We start from the raw sequence: 21,183 nt of genomic DNA, 5'->3' as shown, positions 1-21,183 counted from the left end.
TCAGGTGGCGATCCCATCTTGCTACAGGTTAAATTATTGTTTTTACTGAACAAATAACTGAGCACAAATGAGAAAAGAGCTGTCCGCGAAGACCCTGTCAGAGCTGCTGATTCACCAGAAAGATCAACGCGATAAAGGCGTCAGTTTTATAGTAGCAGCTAACAGGACCCATTTTCTATCCTATCATCAGTTGTACCAGGATGCTTTACAGCTGCTTGGATATTTACAACATAAAGGATTGAAACCCGGCGACGAACTGGTGTTGCAGCTGGAAGATAGCCAGCAGTTTATTCAGTATTTCTGGGCCTGTATTTTAGGAGGGATCATACCTGTACCGGTTTCTGTTACGCATTACAGCGAAAATGCCAGAAAACTATATAAGATAAGGGCATACCTGAAAAACCCTTATATCATTACTACGCCGGCGCATTATGAAAAATTGTGCAAGCAGGATTATAGCGACGGTGCCGCCGACAATACTTTTTATGACCAGGTCCTGTTCCTGGAGGAAAATAAAGGCAACCTGCCAGCAGGGATCCCAGCTGATGTTACACGGGATGATATTGCTTTTCTCCAGTTTTCATCCGGTTCTACTGGTAATCCCAAGGGCGTGGAAATCCGCCATCGTAACCTGATCGCGAATACCTCCGCGGTATTGGAGGCCTATGAATGTACTGATGACGATATCTTTTTAAGCTGGATGCCGCTTACGCACGACCTTGGATTAATTGGCTATCATCTTAATCCACTGGCAGCAGGTGTACAGCAATATATCATGCCTACGGACCTGTTCATCAGGCATCCGTTGTTATGGTTGCAAAAAGCCTCCGATTATCGTGTTACCATTACCTGTTCTCCCAACTTCGGTTATAAATATTATTTAAATCATTTTACAGAAGAGAAGGGGGAAGGTCTGGACCTGTCATCCGTGCGGATCATACTGAATGGCGCTGAACCAATTTCAGCCAGCCTGGCACGGGTTTTCAACGAGCGGATGGCAAAATATAAACTCGATCCGATGGCCATGCGCGCTGTATATGGCCTCGCGGAAGCTACACTGGAAATCACTTTCCCCAAGGCAGATGTGCCTTTCCAAAGCGTATTTGTAAAAAGAGATGCATTGACGATCGGTAAAAGCATTACCGGCCAATCATTGGTGAAGAAGCCTGAGGCAGACACGCTGGAAGTAGTGGCCGTTGGAACCCTGATAGGCGACTTTCAGCTGCGCATTGTCAATGAAAAAGGTACCACGCTGCCGTCTGGTTATGCCGGCGTTATCTGGGTGAAAAGCGAATGTGTGGCCAATCGTTATTATAACAACGATGCAGCCAGCAAGAGTACCTTTAAAGATGGATGGCTGAACACCGGTGATACAGGATTTGTGCTGGATGATGTGTTGTATATCATGGGGAGGGTAAAAGACATCATCTTCGTTAACGGCGGAAACGTATATCCGCATGATATAGAGCATACCCTGGAAACGCTGGATGAAATTGATACCGGTAAAGTGGTGGCCTGTGGTATCCCTGATGAGACAAACGGATCGGAATCTATTGTTGTTTTTGTGGTGCACAAGATGTCTGCGGAGAAGTTTTTGCCCATGATATCATTGGTGAAAAGGACCGTGGCAGCGAGACTGGGACTGGAAGTGAAACAGGTGTTGCCGGTGAGGAAGATTTTCAAGACGACCAGCGGAAAAGTTAGAAGACACTTATTTGTAGAGGAATATATCAAAGGCGCTTATAAAGAGGCGATCGAAGAAATTGCTGCCGCAGAGAAAGCTGCTGCTCCGGCGGAACCTATCGTGGCCCAGCCGGCAGCGACGGCCACTCCCGTCAACGCACATACGTTATCGCTGTTGAAAGAATGGCTGGAAGCCTGGCTGAAACAGCATTTACATACTACGCCAACGGAAATGGCGGCCCAGCGGACTTTTGCCGAATATGGGCTTACCTCCATATTGGCCGTACAATTGGCGGCCGACCTCGAAGTTTTCCTGCACATGCCGGTGGAAAATACCGTGGTGTTCAATTATCCTACTGTACAGAGCCTCGCTACCCACTTCGCGGGGATAACGCTCCCGTTACCGGAGAGCAAAAACACACAGCCGGAAACAGAACTGACCGGGAATCAGCTGGCGGTCGTTGGGATTGGCTGCCGTTTCCCGGGTAATGTAAGCTCGCCTGAAGCGATGTGGGCGTTATTAAAATCTTCCCGGAACGCTGTGGGCACCGTACCGGACAACCGGTGGGATATATCTGCTTATTTCGATAAACAGGAAGATGCGCCCGGTAAGATGTATACCCGCCATGGTGGCTTTATTGAACAGGTGGACCAGTTTGATCCGCTGTTTTTTGGCATCTCTCCCAAAGAAGCGGCAGCGATGGACCCGCAGCAGCGGCTGTTGCTGGAAGTTTGCTGGGAAGCGCTGGAACATGCCGGCATAGCACCGTCGTCGTTGAGAGGAACGGACAGCGGCATCTTTGTCGGCATGAGCACCGATGATTATCAGCAGGTGATCCGCGACAACAGCGACGTGACATACTACGAAGATGTATTTACCGGTTTAGGTATAGAAAGAAGTATTGCCGCCGGCAGGATTGCTTACCTGCTGGATTTCCACGGCCCTGCGCTACAGCTGGATACGGCCTGTTCGTCGTCCCTGCTGAGCGTATACCAGGCGGCACAGAGCCTGTTGCGCAAGGAGTGCTCTCTGGCGCTGGCAGGTGGCGTGAACCTGATGTTATCGCCGGACACGACGATTAAGTTATGCCGCATGAAAGCACTTTCCCCTACAGGACAGTGCAAAACATTTGATGATAACGCGGACGGATATGTGAGGGGAGAAGGCGCTGGTGTGGTGGTTTTAAAGCGGCTGGAAGACGCCCTGGCTGCCGGTGATAATATTCTCGCTGTCATCAAGGGTGGTGCGGTAAACCATGATGGACAAAGCAATGGATTGACTGCCCCCAATGGTATTGCCCAGCAGCAACTGATAGAGAAAGCATTGAGCAATGCCGCAGTAGATGCTGACAGTATACAATACATCGAAACACATGGAACAGGTACCCGTCTTGGTGATCCGGTAGAAGTACTGGCACTGAATGCTGTCTATGGCCGCTCCCGTAAGAAAGAAGCGCCATTGCTGATGGGTGCACTGAAATCAAATATAGGACACCTGGAAGCGGCAGCGGGTATTGCCGGTTTTATTAAAACCGTGCTTAGCCTGCAACACCGCCAGATTCCTGCCAGTCTCCATTTTAATACCCCTAACCGCTTTATCCCCTGGAAGGATATGGCCGTGAAGGTAGCAGATATCCTTATGCCGTGGCCATCCGCGGCAGTGCCCCGGAGAGCAGCTGTCAGTGCTTTTGGACTAAGCGGTACCAACGTGCACATGATATTGGAAGAAGCGCTGGCAGTGACAGCTCCCGAAGAGAAACCGTTGCCTGCCTATCCTTTGTTGTTGTCCGCCAAAACACCTGCCGCCTTACAGGCGATGGTGTCGGGGTATATGGCTGACCTGCCACAAAGTAAGGACTCCATAGGTGCTATTGCCCGGAGTATGGCTACCGGCCGTGATGCTTATCCATACCGCATAGCCTGGCAGGCGGTTTCCAGGGAAGATGCTGCCGGTCAGTTACAGGCTTATGTTGCCGGCAGGGGAGAGCACAGTGTGCACGCCGGAGATACTTTACGGTCACCCGGAAAAATTGCCTGGCTGTTCACCGGACAAGGCGCCCAATACTGGAACATGGGCAGGGAGCTGTATGACAGCAACGACGTGTTCAAACGGGTGATCGATGACTGCGATGCTTTCCTGGCAAAGACCTGGCCTTTCTCCCTGACCGACCTGCTTTATAAAAAGAATAAAGAAGAAGCCAACAGCCTGTTGCGGCAAACTGTTTTCACACAACCGGCTTTGTTCGCCATAGAGTGCGCGCTCGCGGAAGTGTGGAAGTCATGGGGTGTTACTCCCGATGTCGTATTGGGGCATAGCGCCGGCGAATATGCGGCGGCTTATGCGGCAGGCGTATTCAGTCTGTATGACGGCCTGGCGCTGATTACCGCGAGGGCTGCGCTGATGAACGCCGTCACAGAAGAGGGCAGCATGGCGGTGGTGTTTGCAACAGCCGTGAAAGTAGCAGCAGCTATCCAGGCATATGGTAATGAATTGTCTATTGCAGCTATCAACGGACCGGAACTGACGGTTATCTCAGGAAAGACGGCAGCGTTGCGGGCGGTGACACAGTCCCTGAAACAATCAGGTGTTGGCAGCCGGGAAATGCAGGTGTCGCATGCTTTCCATTCTCCCCTGATGGAACCTGTACTGAAAGAGTTCCATAAAATAGCGTCCGGTGTTCATTACCATTTACCGGTGATTCCGCTGGTATCCAATGTGACCGGCGTCCTTGCAGGAAAAGAGGTGACGGATGCCGCTTATTGGGGCAAACACATTCTCTGGCCGGTGCTGTTCTCACAAAGCATTCAAACGATAAAAGAAACAGGTGAATTTAACCTGATGGAGCTGGGACCTCAGCCCACGCTTTTATCTATGGCGCAACTGACGCTGAAGTATGAAGAGCATCGTTTGTTGCCGGTGATGAGAGAAGGACGTTCGTCCTGGACGACCATGCTCAATGCCCTGATGACATTGTATGTAAAAGGAATTAACATTAACTGGCAGGCATTTTATGCCGCCAGTGCACCTCATAAAGCCACTTTGCCCACCTATCCTTTCCAACGCGAACGCTACTGGATAGAGAAAAAGACCCGTCAGCCGAAAGAAAGTTTGTCTACCGTGGAGGAAATAACCATCCCTAAAAACATGCCCATGAGTCACAAAAATCATTTACTCCCCAATAGTGCCGGATATATCGCCGACTACCTGGCAGAAAATCTCCGCAGGCTATTGAAAATGTCTCCTTCGCAGGAACTGAACGTCCACGTGCCATTCCTGTCGCAGGGAGCGGATTCGCTGATCATGGCCAGCCTGGTAAGAAAAATAGAAAATGAATATGGATTGAGTTTTTCCATGCGGCTGATCTTTGAAGAACTGACGTCTATCCAGCTGATGGCGGAGTACATTGCAGAACATGCCACTGTTTTTGTAACGGCAGACAGCGCGCCGGTGGCAGCAGCCTTGGTACCGGAAGCCGCAGCAGCTGTAGCACCGCTGCCGTCCGCGCCTCCGCCTCCTTCACCATCACCGCTGCCAGCGCCGGTATTCACGCCGCCCGTGCAGATACCCGGAGGCTATAACGTTATTCAGGACACCGTGCAGCTGATGCAGCAACAATTGAGTGTTATTGCGCAGCAGTTTCAATGGATGTCGCAGGGTATGCAGCCGGCCATCGCTCATAGCAATGGCAACGGTCATGCTACGAACGGGCATGCTGTCGCCCCGCCGTCATTAAACGGTGGCAGCACGGTACAGCCGCCAGCACAGGCAAATACAGCTGCTGCTGCGCCTAAAAAAGGCATGTCTATTTTCCCGAAAATAGAAACCAAACCAGGACAAAAATTTCCACCGGAGCAACAGGCCTACCTGGATGCTTTTATTGAAAAATACACGACCAAAACCCAAACGTCCAAGGCGCTGACAGAGAAGTACCGCCCGGTATTGGCGGACAACCGCGTGTCAGCAGGCTTCCGTTTTGCGACCAAAGAAATGGTATATCCCATTGTGGCCGCTTCTTCCCTGGGATCAAAAATGACGGATGTGGATGGAAATGAGTACGTGGACCTGACCATGGGATTTGGTGTCAACTTATTAGGACATCGTCCGGAAATAGTGACGGCAGCTATTCACAAACAGCTGGAGAAAGGCTACCAGCTGGGGCCGCAAACCTACCTGGCAGGAGAAGTGGCTACCCGTATCTCTGCGCTCACAGGAATGGACAGGGTGAGTTTTCATAACTCCGGTACCGAAGCGGTGATGTCTGCGATGCGACTGGCCCGTACCACCAGCGGTAAAAAGAAGATCGCCATTTTCCTCGGTTCCTATCACGGCTATTTTGATGGCACACTGGCCATGGTGGAGGATATTGAACATGACCATAACGGTGTTCCCATTGCACCGGGCGTGATCCCTAACATGGTGGCCGATGTGCTGGTATTTGATTATCTCAATCCCAATGTGGTGGAGCAGATCCGTGCGCATGCGCATGAACTGGCTGCCGTACTGGTAGAACCTATCCAGAGCAGAAGACCGGGCTATCAGCCGAAAGCACTGTTGCAGGAACTGCGTGCCATGACAGAACAGGAAAAAATCATCCTGATCTTTGATGAAATGATTACCGGGTTCCGCATTCATCCGGGTGGGGTACAGGCATATTTTGGTATCCGCGCAGACATGGTGACATACGGTAAGATCGCCGGCGGCGGTATGCCGATCGGCATCATTGCCGGTAAAGACTGGTGTATGCAGGCTTTTGACGGCGGGTTGTGGAACTATAAGGATGATTCCTATCCCAAAGCAGAAACCACTTTCCTGGCAGGCACGTTCTGTAAGCATCCGCTGAGCATGGTGGCCTCCCTGGCCGTTTTAGGTGAACTGGAAAGACAAGGCCCTGCTTTGCAGGAAAAGCTGAATGCGCGCACCAGCCGCCTGATCAGCAATATCACCAAACTGCTCGACGATAACCAGGTGCCCATCAAAGTGAATCACTTTGGCTCCCTGTTTTATTTCTCCATTTCCGGTAACATGGACCTTTTCTTCTACCATCTGCTGGAAAAAGGGGTATATATATGGGAAGGTAAAACCTGTTTCCTCTCCGCGGCACACACCGACGAAGATGTTGACTTTGTTGAAAAATGTTTCAGAGACACCATCACGGAATTACAGCAGGCAGGTTTTTTACCCAAAGTAACACCCGCTAAAAAAAACACAGCGCCGGTAGCAGCAGCACTGTTGAATGTTTTGCCGACAGTCATTGAAAAACAGGAGCGGCCTGCGCACATCCCGTTATCCTTTAGCCAGGAGCGGCTGTGGTTCATTGATCAGCTGGAAGGAAGCGTGCAATATAACCTGCCGGCCATTTCGAGACTGAAAGGCCGCCTGGATAAAAGCGCGCTTGCCTATGCTTTACAGCACATCGTGGACCGGCATGAAATATTAAGGACCAATATTGACCAGGAAGAAGGCCATGCCTATCAACGGATACAGGAATCTGTCAACTGGCAATTGGAAGAAGTGGAAGATCCTTTGTACCAGCATAATGCCGCTGCGCTGCAGACGTATATTGCCGGCCTGGTGAACACGCCCTTTAAATTGTCTGAAGGTAATATGTTAAAGGCTTACCTGATCCGTGTTTCAGACGATGAGCATGTGTTGGTGCTGGTGATACATCATATTGTTTTTGATGATTCCTCCGCACATATCTTTTTCCAGGAACTGATAGAAATATATAATGCGCGGTTGGCCGGCCGTCAGCCGGAACTGCCCGCATTAAAAATTCAATATGCAGACTATGCCCTGTGGCAGCGCCGCTTTTTGCAGGGACCACTGGTTACACAAAAACTGGCTTACTGGAAAAAGAAGCTGGAGGGCGTCACGCTATTACAACTGCCCACAGATTTTGAACGTCCGGTCGTAAGAAGTACCAGGGGCGCTGTGATTTATACGCAGCTGGACAAGGAATTATCCGCACAGGTAAAACAACTGGGCCGGCAGCAGGGTGTTACCCTTTTTACCACATTGCTCACTGCCTTAAAAGTATTGATGTGCCGCTACAGCGGGCAGGAAGACATCTGCATCGGATGTGCCACTGCCGGAAGGGCACAGGTAGAGCTGGAACCGTTGCTGGGCTTTTTTGTAAACACCCTCGCGCTCCGCAGCAATCTCAGTGGCAATCCTTCTTTTGCTGCTGCTTTGAAAGAAGTACAGAATACTTTGTTTGACGCCCACGATAACCAGGAGGTACCTTTTGAAAAAGTAGTCATGGAAGTGATGGGAGAGCGGGACATCCGGAAAAATCCATTGTTCCAGGTGATGTTTACCCTGCAGAATATTCCGCTGATGTCGGAATTGCGTTTGGGAGAAGCTGCTATGACGCCTGAGCCGGTGATCCGCAGCACCAGCCTGTTTGATATCTTCTGGACCGTGGAAGAAAGGCCGGACGGCATTGCCCTGGAAGTAGAGTATTGTATCGACTTATTCCAGGAGACGACCATCCGGAGAATGATACAGCACTATATGGCGCTGCTGGAAGCGGCAGTACAAAGTCCGGTAACGGCCATCGGGGAACTGAAAATGCTGAGTGCGGAAGAAACACACCAGCTGCTGGTTACCTTCAATGACAACGTAGTGCCTTATCCGGTAAATAAAACGATTACAGCATTGTTTGAAGAGCAGGTGGCCAATGCACCGGATGCTATTGCGCTGTCTTTCGGAGAACAACAGCTTACCTACCGGGAATTGGAGGAGCAGTCGAACCGGGTAGCCCACTATCTCCGTAAGCAGGGCGTGAAAGAAGGTGTTATGGTGCCGTTATGCATGGAACGTTCCATTCACCTGATCGTGAGCATCCTCGGTATCCTGAAAGCCGGTGGCGCTTATGTGCCTGTTGACCCGGCTTACCCCAAGGACCGTATTGCCTATATGCTGCATGATACCGCCAGCAAACTGGTGCTGACCACTACCGACCAACAGGCGTTGCTGGCAGCGGAAGCGGAGCATGCCACCCTGATTTTTGTAGATAATATCCTGGATTTACTCGCCGCTATGCCGGCACATCCCCTGGGCGTGAAGACTGATCCGGATTCACTGGCATATGTTATTTATACTTCCGGTTCTACCGGCCGGCCCAAGGGCGCCATGGTGATCCATCGTAACGTGACCAGCCTGGCCCGTGGCGGCAACTTCGTGGAGCTGAGCGCCGCAGATACTTTACTGTCTACCGGTTCTCCTTCTTTTGACGCCACCACGATCGAGTACTGGGGCATGTTACTGAACGGCGGACAGCTGGTATTATGCCCGGAGAAAAGACTGCTGGACAACCAGTTGCTCAAACAGGAGATCCGCCAGCGGGGCATTACCAAAATGTGGTTTACCGCCAGTTGGTTTAACCAGCTGGTAGACGATGATATCTCTATTTTTGAAGGTCTGACCGCTGTGATGGCAGGAGGCGAGAAGTTATCAGAAGAACATATCCGTAAATTCCGGGCCGCTTATCCTGCTACGCAGATTATCAACGGTTACGGCCCTACGGAGAATACCACCTTCTCCCTCACCTGGAATATCGCCGCGGTGGTGCCGGGTAAAAGTATTCCCATTGGCCGTCCATTGGCCAACCGCGCCGCCTATGTGCTGGACAGCGCCATGCAATTGTTGCCGGTAGGCACGCCGGGAGAGCTGTATGTAGGTGGCGACGGCGTATCCCGCGGCTACCTGAATCAACCTGAATTAACGGCCGAGAAATTTGTGACCGATCCATTCAGTGAACAGCGTGGCGCCAGGTTGTACCGCACCGGTGACCGCGCCCGTTGGCTGCCGGATGGAACAGTGGAGTACCTGGGACGTATGGACGATCAGATCAAAATGCGCGGCTACAGGATAGAACCCGGTGAAATAGAAAGAGCGCTGAACAACCTGGAAGCAGTAGCCGCCAGTTGTGTGGTGGTAAAGGAACAACAGGCTGCTGAAAAGAAACTGGTCAGCTATTATGTGCCCGACCAGCAGGCCGTGCTCCGTACTGAACAGGAACTGTACCTGCAACAGGTGGCCACCTGGAAAGAACTGTACGAAACAGCTTATAGTAAAGCGGATGAAGTAAAGGACCTCGATGAAGAATTTAATATCACCGGCTGGAACGACAGCTTCACCGGTGAAGCCATACCGGCGCAAAATATGCGCCACTGGCTGGAAGATATTACGAGTGTGGTACTGTCAACTAATCCGCGTAATGTACTGGAAATAGGATGTGGTACGGGTCTGATTTATTTTCAGCTGGCTGGCCATATCGAAAAATATATTGGTACCGACTTCTCGCAGGTGTCTACCCGCCAGCTGCAACAGCATATCAACAAAGGCCTGCGCCGCTATCCTGAAACAACGCTGAAGATATGCGCTGCACACGAGGTAACGCTGGAAGAAGGAACAACTATTGATACGGTGATCCTGAACTCCATTGTACAATACTTCCCCGGCGCACAGTACATGTCTGATGTATTGGACAACGCTATCTCCCTGTTGAATGGAAAAGGGCATATTGTGATCGGGGATGTAAGGGACCTGCGTTTGCTTCCTTCTTTCAAACGCCGGCTGCAACTGGATAAGCTGCAAAGCAAAACCAGCCTCCGGGAGTTTGAGTGGAACGTAGACCAGGAGGTGTGGAAAGAAGAAGAGCTGTGTTTTTCACCGGCTTATTTCTTCCAGCTGCAATCCCTGTATCCGGAAATCACCCATGTGGAAATTCAATGGAAGCAAGGGGATTACATCAATGAGTTGACGCTCTACCGCTACACCGTGGTGTTGCATCTTGATATCGAAAAGCCGGTGCTGCAGCCGCAATGGCTGGCATGGGAGGAGATTGCAGATAAAAACAGCGTCTTGTCACGTTTATCTGCCGGTCAGCCCCGGATCGCTTTGCAGCATGTGCCCAACCCAAGGTTATGGAAAGAAAGATTGCTGGAGCAGGCGCTTTCTGACAGAAGCGTGAACCAGGTGGGCGATCTGGCCGATTATATCCTGACGCCGGACAACGATACCAAAGTGGTGAACGAAATACTGGCCGCCGCTAAAGCCGCCGGTTATCAATGCCGTTTCCTGCTGAACGAAGATCCTTTTAAAGTAAACCTGCTGCTGGAACAAGTACCGTTTAACGGTTTTGTAGAACCATCCTACAGTAAGTCTGCCGGTTATACAGACGGCGTAAAAACAAATATTCCCCTGTTCCCGGATATCTGTGAAGTACTGGAAAAAGACATCCGGGTGCAGTTACAACAGCGGCTGCCGGAATACATGGTGCCTTTCGCTTTTGTGGCCATGCAGCTGTTGCCCTTGACCAGCAATGGTAAAGTAGACCGCCGGTTTTTAACTGAATGGGAATTCATACAGCGCAAGCGCATCTTACATTACCAGGCGCCGGTTACCGCTACAGAACAACAACTGGCTGACATCTGGCAACGCCTGCTGGGCCTGGAACGTATCGGCACACAGGATAATTTCTTTGAACTGGGAGGGCACTCGTTGCTGGCCACCCGTGCGGTATCCGCCATCCGCAAAGAGATGGAAGCGGAGCTGACGGTAAAAGACTTTTTCCTGCATCCTACCATTGCTTCACTCGCTACCTACCTGCAACTGCAACACAAAGGGTTGCTGCTGCCTGCGCTCTTTGCAGCAGAAAGGCCTGCACAAATTCCACTGTCATTCAGCCAGGAACGCCTGTGGTTTATCGATCAGCTGGAAGGCAGCGTGTCTTATCACATGCCGGTAGTATTAAGATTGAAAGGCGCGCTGGACAATGCCGCACTTGACCATGCCATCGGACAGATCGTACACCGGCATGAATCGCTGCGCACCATCATCAAACAAACGCAGGGCAAACCTTATCAGCAGGTCCTGGATAAAGACCAGTGGCAGCTGACAGAAGTGGAAGATGCCATTTTTAGCGAGGATGCCATTGCTTTGCAGGAATACATTACCAGCCTGGTATATAAGCCGTTTGACCTGGCTAACGATTTCATGCTGCGGGCGCATTTACTGCGCGTGTCGGCAGAAGAGCATGTACTGGTACTGGTCATGCACCATATCTCTTCTGATGGCTGGTCGGTATCGATATTGGTGGACGAACTTATTGCGCTGTACCGTGCGTATAGCACTGGCAGCGCGGCACATTTGCCGGCCCTGGACATTCAATACCCGGATTACGCCATCTGGCAACGTACGCACCTGGAAGGCGCTGCTTTAAAGAAACGGCTGGTATACTGGCAGGAGAAACTGTCAGGAGTAGACGTGCTACAGCTGCCAACAGATTACTCACGTCCTCCTGTACAGAGTACGCGCGGTGCTATCAGCAGGTTCCGGTTGGACAAGGAACTGCGTGACCAGTTGCAGGTATTGTCGCAGCAACAAGGCACTACGTTGTTCATGACCTTGTTGACTGCTTTCAAAGTATTGTTGTATCGCTATAGTGGCCAGGATGATATCTGCGTAGGTACTACCATTGCCGGCAGAACACAACAGGAAGCAGAGGGTCTGATCGGTTTCTTCGTGAATACCCTGCCCCTGCGCAGCAACCTGGGTGATGATCCTACCTTTATTACGCTGTTGCAACAGGTGAAGGAAACAACCCTCGATGCCTATGACCACCAGGATGCGCCTTTCGAAAAAATCGTGGAGCTGGTGGAGAAAAACAGGGACATGAGCAGAACGGCATTGTTCCAGGTGATGTTTGAACTCTTTAATATGCCTGATGCACCTGATTTGAAATTAGGGGAGCTGCATATCACGCAGGAAGAAGTGCCGCATACCGTTACCTTATTTGATCTCAGCTGCTGTATGCAGGAAGATACAGACGGGTTAAGTGGTTATATAGAATATTGTGTGGACCTGTTCACCGAAGACAGTATTCAGCGCCTGGTGAAACACTTTGAGCAGTTACTGCAATTTATTGTGCAGTTACCGGCCGCGCATATTGGTTCTATCCCTATGTTACGGCAGGAAGAAGAGCAACAGTTGCTGGTTGATTTTAATAATACAACAGTTGCGTTTCCCCAGGACAAAACGTTTATAGACCTGTTTGTGTCCCAGGCTGCCATCACTCCCGGTGCGCCGGCTGTTATGGCAGGTGATACCGTGGTAAGTTACAAAGCGTTGGACGAGCGTTCCAACCAGCTGGCGCATTACCTCATGGGAGAGGGCATCACCGGAAACTCACTGGTACCTGTTTGCCTGGAACGTTCTGCAGACATGATCGTTGCCATATTGGGTATTCTGAAGGCCGGTGCAGCTTACGTACCTATCGATCCCGAATATCCGGCCGCAAGGATTACCTATATCCTCGATGATTGCAATGCTTCTCTTATTGTAAGCAGCAATTACGGCAGTGAAAAATTAAGTGACATCACCGTACTGAATACTTTCCTGATGGACGGAGACGCGGCTACGCTGGACGCACAACCGGTGACGCCGTTGTTTACAGCGCCGGCGCCTAACGATCTCGCCTATATTATTTATACCTCCGGGTCAACCGGTAAGCCTAAAGGGGTGATGGTAGAACATGCCGGTATGCTGAACCATTTATTTGCCAAAGTAAATGATTTGAAAATGGATGCCGACACCATCATGGCTTATACAGCGTCTTATACATTTGATATATCCGTATGGCAGATGTTTTCGGCTTTGCTGAGCGGCGGACGTACCGTTGTTTACACAGATGCACAAATCCATCATCCGGCAGGGTTGTTACGCCGCCTCAGCAGCGATGGTATTACCGTGCTGGAGCTGGTGCCTTCTTACCTGGCCACCATATTGATGGAAGATAGCGAGGTGCCCCTGGATAGTCTTCAGTACCTGCTGGTGACTGGTGAACCGGTAAGTCAGGCTTTATTGACGAAATGGTTTAACCATGCCACGTACGGCAGTATCCCGGTGGTAAACGCCTATGGACCTACAGAAGCATCTGATGATATTACCCATCATTTCATGTATGCGGCCCCTGACCGTAATAATGTACCATTAGGCAAACCCATACAAAACCTGCGCATTTACATATTGGACACCGCCCGGCAGTTATGCCCTGTTGGGGTTGCCGGGGAAATATGTGTTTCCGGCATCGGGGTATCCAGGGGATACCTGAATGATCCGGAGAAAACAGCCGCTAAGTTCATCAAAGACCCGTTCCATGCAGATGGTACGATACGCATGTATTGCACCGGCGACCTGGGACGGTGGTTGCCTGACGGCAGCATTGAAATGTTGGGCAGGATAGATGAACAGGTGAAGATCCGTGGCTACAGGATTGAGCTGGGTGAAATTGAAAATGTGCTGCAACAGTTCCATAGCGTGAAATCGGCGGTCGTATTGTCCAAAGGTGATGATACTGCCAGCGGCGGCCCTAAACGCCTGGTGGGCTACATTGTCACCGGTGATGACTACAGCCGTGATGCGCTGGTAACTTATCTGAAAGAGCGTTTGCCGGAATACATGGTGCCCGAACAACTCGTCACGCTCGACCGGCTCCCGCTGACACCCAATGGAAAAGTAGATAAAAAAGCATTGCCGGAGGCGGACATCCAGGTGTTATTGACCCAGTATGAAGCACCAGGGAATGAAATAGAAGAGACACTGGAAGATATCTGCAAAAAACTACTCGAAACAGACCGTGTCGGGACCAACGACAACCTGTTTGGATTAGGGATGCACTCCCTGCTGGTGATGCGTTTGTCAGCAGCCGTACAGGAGAAATTCGGATTGCATATATCCGTCAGGACATTCTTCAAGCTCACCACCATCAAAACACTGGCAGCTTATATCAAGATCAGCCAGGCGGCGGTGTCAGAAACGTCTGAAGGATTACAGGAAATGAGGTTGTAACGGCTTTTTTCTCTCATCATTTAACTCATTAAGTATATGCCGGGTTATAATTTGTCGGAGGTTGTCCTGATACTGGAACAAGCACAGGACCTGGGAATAGGCCTCTCCCTGGATGGAGAAGAGCTGGTGTTGAAAACAAATCAGCAAAAACAATTTGCGCCTTCTTTTCTGCAAACCCTGAAGGAAAATAAAGCGCAGCTGGTGGCTTACTTTAAAGCCTCGGCAGGTGCCGCCGCGAAGACGCCCGTTACGGAAAAGATCCGGGTGGCAGCACGGCATGCCGGTGATCGCACGCCGCTTTCGTTTAGCCAGGAGCGTTTGTGGTTTATCGATGCGCTACAGGGCTCCGTGCAGTACCATGTGCCTGCGGTACTGAAGCTCCGGGGCGTTGTTGATACGGAGGCCCTGGAACAGGCGCTGCGCAGCATCGTATGCCGGCATGAAATATTACGTACCGTTATCAGTGCTGATGAGGAAGGTACCTGGCAACAAGCCATTGCCGGCGACAACTGGCAGCTGGAGCGAATAAACGGCACCGGCTATACGGCCGATACCGCTGCGTTGCAGGCCCACATCGCCACGCTGATCAACCAGCCATTTGATCTCGCCCGTGATTACATGTTGCGGGCCCACCTGATTTCCCTTACTGAAGAAGCATATATACTGGTGCTTAACATGCACCATATCGCTTCAGATGGATGGTCTTCCTCTATACTCGTCAATGAGCTGATGGAAGGCTACAGCGCTTTTACGGAGAAGCGCAATCCTGTTTATACGCCACTGGACATACAATATGCCGACTACGCCGTATGGCAGCGTAACTACCTGTCAGGCGATGTGATGGAACAAAAGCTCGCCTACTGGAAAAATAAACTGGCAGGAGCGACGGTCGCCGAAGTGCCGACAGATTTTGAACATCCTGTAACCAGCAGCACAAAGGGCGCATTTGTGGTATTCAATATTGATAATACGCTGGCTTCCTCATTGCGCCAACTGGCGCAGCAGGAAGAAGCAACCCTGTATATGGTGTTGCTGACAGCGTTTAAAATATTGCTGCATCGCTACAGCGGACAAGATGATATTTGTGTAGGTGGGGCCGCCGCCGGAAGGGTACGGACAGAACTGGAGCCATTGATCGGATTTTTTGTCAACACGCTCGCACTACGTACCGACCTTGGAGGCAATCCTTCCTTCTTATCCCTGTTGCAACGGGTTAAAAATACGTTGCTGGATGCCTTTGAATATGAAGATGCACCTTTTGGAAAAGTAGTGGAAGCGGTGGTGAAAGAACGGGATATGAACAGAAGCCCGTTGTTCCAGTCCATTTTTATATTGCAGAACGTACCGGCCATACCGGTATTACGTATAGGCGATGTAGTTGTCACCGAAGAACCGGTGGTCCGTAACGCCAGCCTTTTTGATCTTACCTGGATTGCGGAAGAGCGTGCGGAAGGGATCAGCATTTACCTGGAATACAGCACCGACCTGTTCCAGGAAAACACTATCCGTAAAATGTTCTCGCATTATGAAACCTTGCTGGCATCCATCGTAAAAGATCCTGCGCAGGCCATCGGTCTCCTGGAGATGTTGGACCGCAGCGAAAAGGAACAGTTGATCGTTGATTTCAATTCCACCAGCATCCCTTATCCTGCCGAAAAAACAATCACAGCGTTGTTCGATGAACAGGCGGCGCTGGCGCCGGATGCTGTTGCGCTCATTTTTGAAGAGGAGCAGCTTACTTACCGGCAGCTGCAGGAGCAATCAGGCAAGCTGGCCTCATACCTTCGCAGCAAAGGGGTGCAGGAAGGTACGATGGTGCCGTTGTGCATGGAACGTTCAGTACAGCTGATCGTCAGCATACTGGCCATACTGAAGGCCGGTGGTGCGTATGTGCCTGTAGACCCGGCTTATCCCAAAGAGCGTATCCGGTATATGCTGGAAGATATCAAGTCTGACCTGGTACTTGCCAACAGTGCACAGCTGACGATGCTCAGGGAAGAGGTGCCTGCCACGGCACTGATATGTGTAGACGAAGTGATGGAACTGTTTACTGCTACACCCACTCCTGTGCCCGTGATCTCCACCAACCCGGGCTCACTGGCTTATATTATTTATACCTCTGGCTCCACCGGCCAGCCCAAAGGCGTGATGGTAACGCATCGTAACGTTACAAGCCTGGCGATGGGCGGCAATTACGTGGAGTTAAGTCCCGCTGATGTTATACTATCCACCGGCTCTCCATCCTTCGATGCTACCACGGTTGAATACTGGGGTATGCTGCTGAATGGCGGACAACTGGTGTTATGCCCGGAGAAAAAGATGCTGGATAATCAGTTGCTCAAACAGGAAATCCGGCAGCGGGGCGTCACCAAAATGTTTTTTACCACCGCCTGGTTCAATCAACTGGTAGATGATGAAATCGGTGTCTTTAAAGGATTGAATGCCCTGATGGTGGGTGGAGAAAAAATATCGGAAGAACATATCCGGAAATTCAAGTCAGCATATCCGGATACGCAGATCCTTAACGTATACGGTCCTACGGAGAATACTGGGTTCTCCCTTAGCTGGAACATCGCCACGGTAGCACCCGGCATCACCATTCCCATTGGCCACCCTTTAGGCAACCGCACTGCGTATATCCTTAGCAGTGAACGGCAGCTGCTGCCGGTAGGAGTGACCGGGGAACTATATGTAGGCGGCGCCGGCGTATCCCTTGGTTATCTCAATAAGCCTGCGTTGACCGCTGAAAAATTTGTACAGGACCCTTTCAGTGGTATGCCTGATGCCAGGCTATACCGCACCGGTGATCTTGCACGCCAGCAGGCGGATGGAGCCATCGTATACCAGGGCCGTATTGATGACCAGGTGAAAATACATGGTCACCGTATTGAGCCGGGCGAAATAGAAAGCGTGCTGCTACAGCACCCCGATGTAAAACAAGCTGTGGTATGCATGCAGATCAATGCAACCGGCGACAAATACCTCTCAGGATACATCGTGCCGCAAAGGGCCTTTGATAAAGCCGCATTGACAGACTACCTGAAAAGCAGGCTGCCGGCATATATGATACCCTCTCAACTGGTATTCCTCGAAAAAATTCCGCTTAACTCCAATGGTAAGGCAGATAAAAAAGCTTTGCGTGCATTGGAAGATGATAGCCAGGTTACGATAGCTTATATCGCCCCCGCCAACGAAACAGAACAACAACTGGTAGCTATATGGGAAAGATTTTTACAAAAGAAACAAATTAGCACCCACGCTAATTTCTTTGAACTGGGAGGACATTCCTTGCTGGCATCGCGGGTGGTGACTGCCATTCGTAACGCCCTGAGCGTGGAATTGAGTATTACCCGTTTCTTCCAATATCCCACCATTGCTAAAATGGCGGCTTATCTTGTTGGTAAAGATAAAGAAAGCGGTTGGCCGGCTATTGCTGCGGGTAAAAGGCCCTCACGGATACCATTGGCGTTTAGCCAGGAACGTTTGTGGTTTATTGACCAGATGAATGGCACCGTTGCCTATCACGTGCCATTGGCGGTCCGCTTAAAAGGAACGCTGGATGAAGCAGGTTTGTCGCATGCGTTGCAGACTGTGGTAGACAGGCATGAAGTGCTGCGTACCGTAATCAGGCAGGAGCATGGCGTACCTTACCAGCAGGTGATGTCAGCAGATGCATGGCGGCTCTCGCTGGTCACAGACGAGAAATACGACTCTCCGGAGCTGTTACAGGCACGATTGATAGACCTGGTAAACGCTCCGTTTGATCTGGCCGGAGATTATATGTTGCGAGCCAGTCTGGTGCGCCTGTCGGCAGATGAACATATACTGTTGATCACCTTACATCATATCTCTTCTGACGGTTGGTCTGTTACCATCCTGGTAAATGATATTGCTGAATTATACAATGCTTATATAGAAAAGCGGGAGGCTGTACTGGCGCCGTTACCGCTTCAGTTTGCGGATTATGCCGTTTGGCAACGCAGCATAGCGGACAGTGAACAACTAGGTAAACAGTTGGCCTACTGGGAACAAAAGCTGGAAGGCGTGGAAGTATTGCAGCTTCCGGCCGATTTCTCCAGGCCCGCCATTCAGAGCACGAGGGGAGCGGTGAAGCGGTTTTCCCTGGATGCAGCTTTCTCAGCGCAGCTCCGGCAGTTTTCCCTGCAACAGGACGTAACGCTCTTTATGACTTTGCTGGCGGCATTTAAAGTGCTGCTTTACCGCTACAGCGGCCAGGAAGATATCTGTGTTGGCTCTTCTATTGCAGGCAGGACACAGGAAGAAGTAGCCGGTGTGATCGGCTTCTTTGTCAATACCCTGGCGCTGCGCAGTGACCTGAGCCAGCACCCTTCTTTCCTTACGTTGTTGCAACAAGTGAAACAAACCACCCTGGCGGCGTATGACCACCAGGATATTCCGTTTGAGAAGGTGGTAGAGGCGGTGAATACAGACCGGGACCTCAGCAGGACCCCATTGTTCCAGGTGTTGTTCGAGTTACAGAATACGCCCGCTGTTGATGAGGTGCAATTGGGCGCCATGACGGTTGCCCGGGAAGAGCTGAAATATAACACTGCTCAGTTTGACCTGGTGGTGTCTATGGAAGAAGCCCCCGACGGGCTGACGGGTTATGTGGAATACTGCACCGACGTTTTCCGGGAATCCACGATCACACAGCTGATGACGCATTTTATGCAGCTGCTGGAAACCATTATCACCTTACCGGGTACACGCATTAATACCCTGCCATTGCTGACGGACGAAGAACAGCATCAGCAGCTGGTTACCTTTAATAATACAACGGTAGATTTTCCTCACCATAGCACATTGATCGACCTGTTTGGCCAGCAGGCGCAACGCACGCCTGCGGCGCCGGCGCTGATAATGGAAGACCGGGTACTTACCTATGCCTCCCTGGAAGAGCGTTCCAATCAACTGGCGCACTACCTGCGGGAGGCAGGTGTAGATAACACCTCGCTGGTACCTGTTTGTTTGGACCGCTCTCCGGAGATGGTGATCGCTATCCTCGGCATTATGAAAGCCGGCGGCGCTTATTTGCCGATAGATCCCGGGTACCCGGAAGACAGGGTGACTTACATGCTGAACGACAGTAAAGCGGAGGTTGTTATCAGCAGCAGTAATGACAAACAAAAACCGGAGCAGACAGGCCTGGTACGTATTATCTCCCTGGATGAAGAAAGTGCGGCCATCAGCAGTTACCCGGTTACAGCGCTACCGGCGTTACCGGTACCATCTCAACTGGCGTATGTTATTTATACTTCCGGCTCTACCGGTTTGCCCAAAGGCGCTATGATTGAGCATGCCGGTATGCTCAATCACCTGTTTGCCAAAGTAAATGACCTCCGGATGAATGCCGCTTCCGTTGTGGCTTTCACCGCTGCTTTCACTTTTGATATCTCCGTATGGCAGATGTTCTCAGCTTTGTTATGCGGTGGCTATACGATTATTTATCCTACAGATACCATCTTACAGCCTGCTGCACTGATGCAGGCTGTGGATAAGGATAAGGTGACGATCCTGGAGGTAGTGCCGTCTTATCTGTCGGCTATATTGGCTACGGTGAAAGGGGTATCTCTCCAACAACTGCAATACCTGCTGGTAACAGGAGAAACGCTGCCTCGCCAGCTGCTGGCGGAATGGTTCCAGCATAAAAATTACCACGCGATTCCTGTGGTGAACGCCTATGGCCCTACAGAAGCCTCCGATGATATTACGCATCATTTTATGTATGAAACACCGGAGCATACCAATGTGCCTTTAGGGAAACCCATACAAAATCTGCACATATACATACTGGATGCTTCCGGGCAATTATGCCCCATCGGTGTGGCCGGAGAGATTTGTGTGTCCGGCATCGGCGTAGGCCGTGGTTATCTCAACAGGCCGGAGTTAACAGCAGAAAAATTTGTGAAAGACCCTTTCCGTGGAGAGGGCAATATACCCATGTACCGCACGGGAGATCTTGGTAAATGGTTGCCGGATGGGACCGTGGTACACCTGGGAAGAATAGACGACCAGGTGAAAATCCGTGGTTACCGCATTGAACTGGGTGAAATTGAAAGGGTGATAGAGAAAAGCGGGATGGTTAAACAGGTGGTCGTTATTACTAAAGCAGACCAACACCAACAACTGAGACTGGTAGGGTATGTAGTGGGACAGGAAAATTTTGACAAGGATGAATTGCCGGGATACCTGAAAACAAAACTCCCGGAATACATGGTGCCGGCGCAGTGGGTGGTGTTAACCGAAATGCCGCTTTCCGCGAATGGAAAGATCAACAGGAAGGCGTTGCCGGAATCAGATATCGCCCCGGTGTCAGCAGATTTGTACGTAGCCCCTACGAATGCACTCGAAGAAAAGCTGGCCGCTATTTGTGCGCGGCTGCTGGAGATAGAACGGGTAAGCATATACGATAACCTTTTTGAAATTGGCATGCATTCGCTGTTGGTGATGCGCCTGGCGGCTACGGTACATGAGGATTTTGGCTTGCAGGTGTCTGTGCGGACTTTCTTCCAGCTAACGACGGTTGCGGCATTGGCAAAGTATATCGGCGTCAATACAGCATCTGCTGCTGCTCCTACTGCTAAACAGAAAAAAATTATTCTATAATCCTATTTTTTTAAACC

At 50.8% G+C, this 21,183-nt stretch carries 2 protein-coding genes; both read left to right on the top strand.

Going from position 1 to position 21,183, the window contains the following annotated elements; translation table 11 throughout:
• Window positions 1-67: 67 nt before the first annotated feature.
• Window positions 68-14,539 carry a non-ribosomal peptide synthetase/type I polyketide synthase gene (locus HHL17_RS22860; protein ID WP_169227099.1) on the top strand — a complete coding sequence of 4,824 codons (14,472 nt, stop codon included), beginning with the start codon at window positions 68-70 and terminating at the stop codon, window positions 14,537-14,539.
• A 36-nt stretch (window positions 14,540-14,575) separates the two neighbouring features.
• Window positions 14,576-21,166 carry a non-ribosomal peptide synthetase gene (locus tag HHL17_RS22855; protein WP_169227098.1) on the top strand — a complete coding sequence of 2,197 codons (6,591 nt, stop codon included), beginning with the start codon at window positions 14,576-14,578 and terminating at the stop codon, window positions 21,164-21,166.
• Window positions 21,167-21,183: the final 17 nt, after the last annotated feature.

This window comes from Chitinophaga fulva, from assembly GCF_012927205.1.
Taxonomy (GTDB): Bacteria; Bacteroidota; Bacteroidia; order Chitinophagales; family Chitinophagaceae; genus Chitinophaga; species Chitinophaga fulva.
The sequence above is the reverse complement of the archived record's forward strand: the minus strand, read 5'-3'. Positions and strand labels throughout refer to the sequence as shown.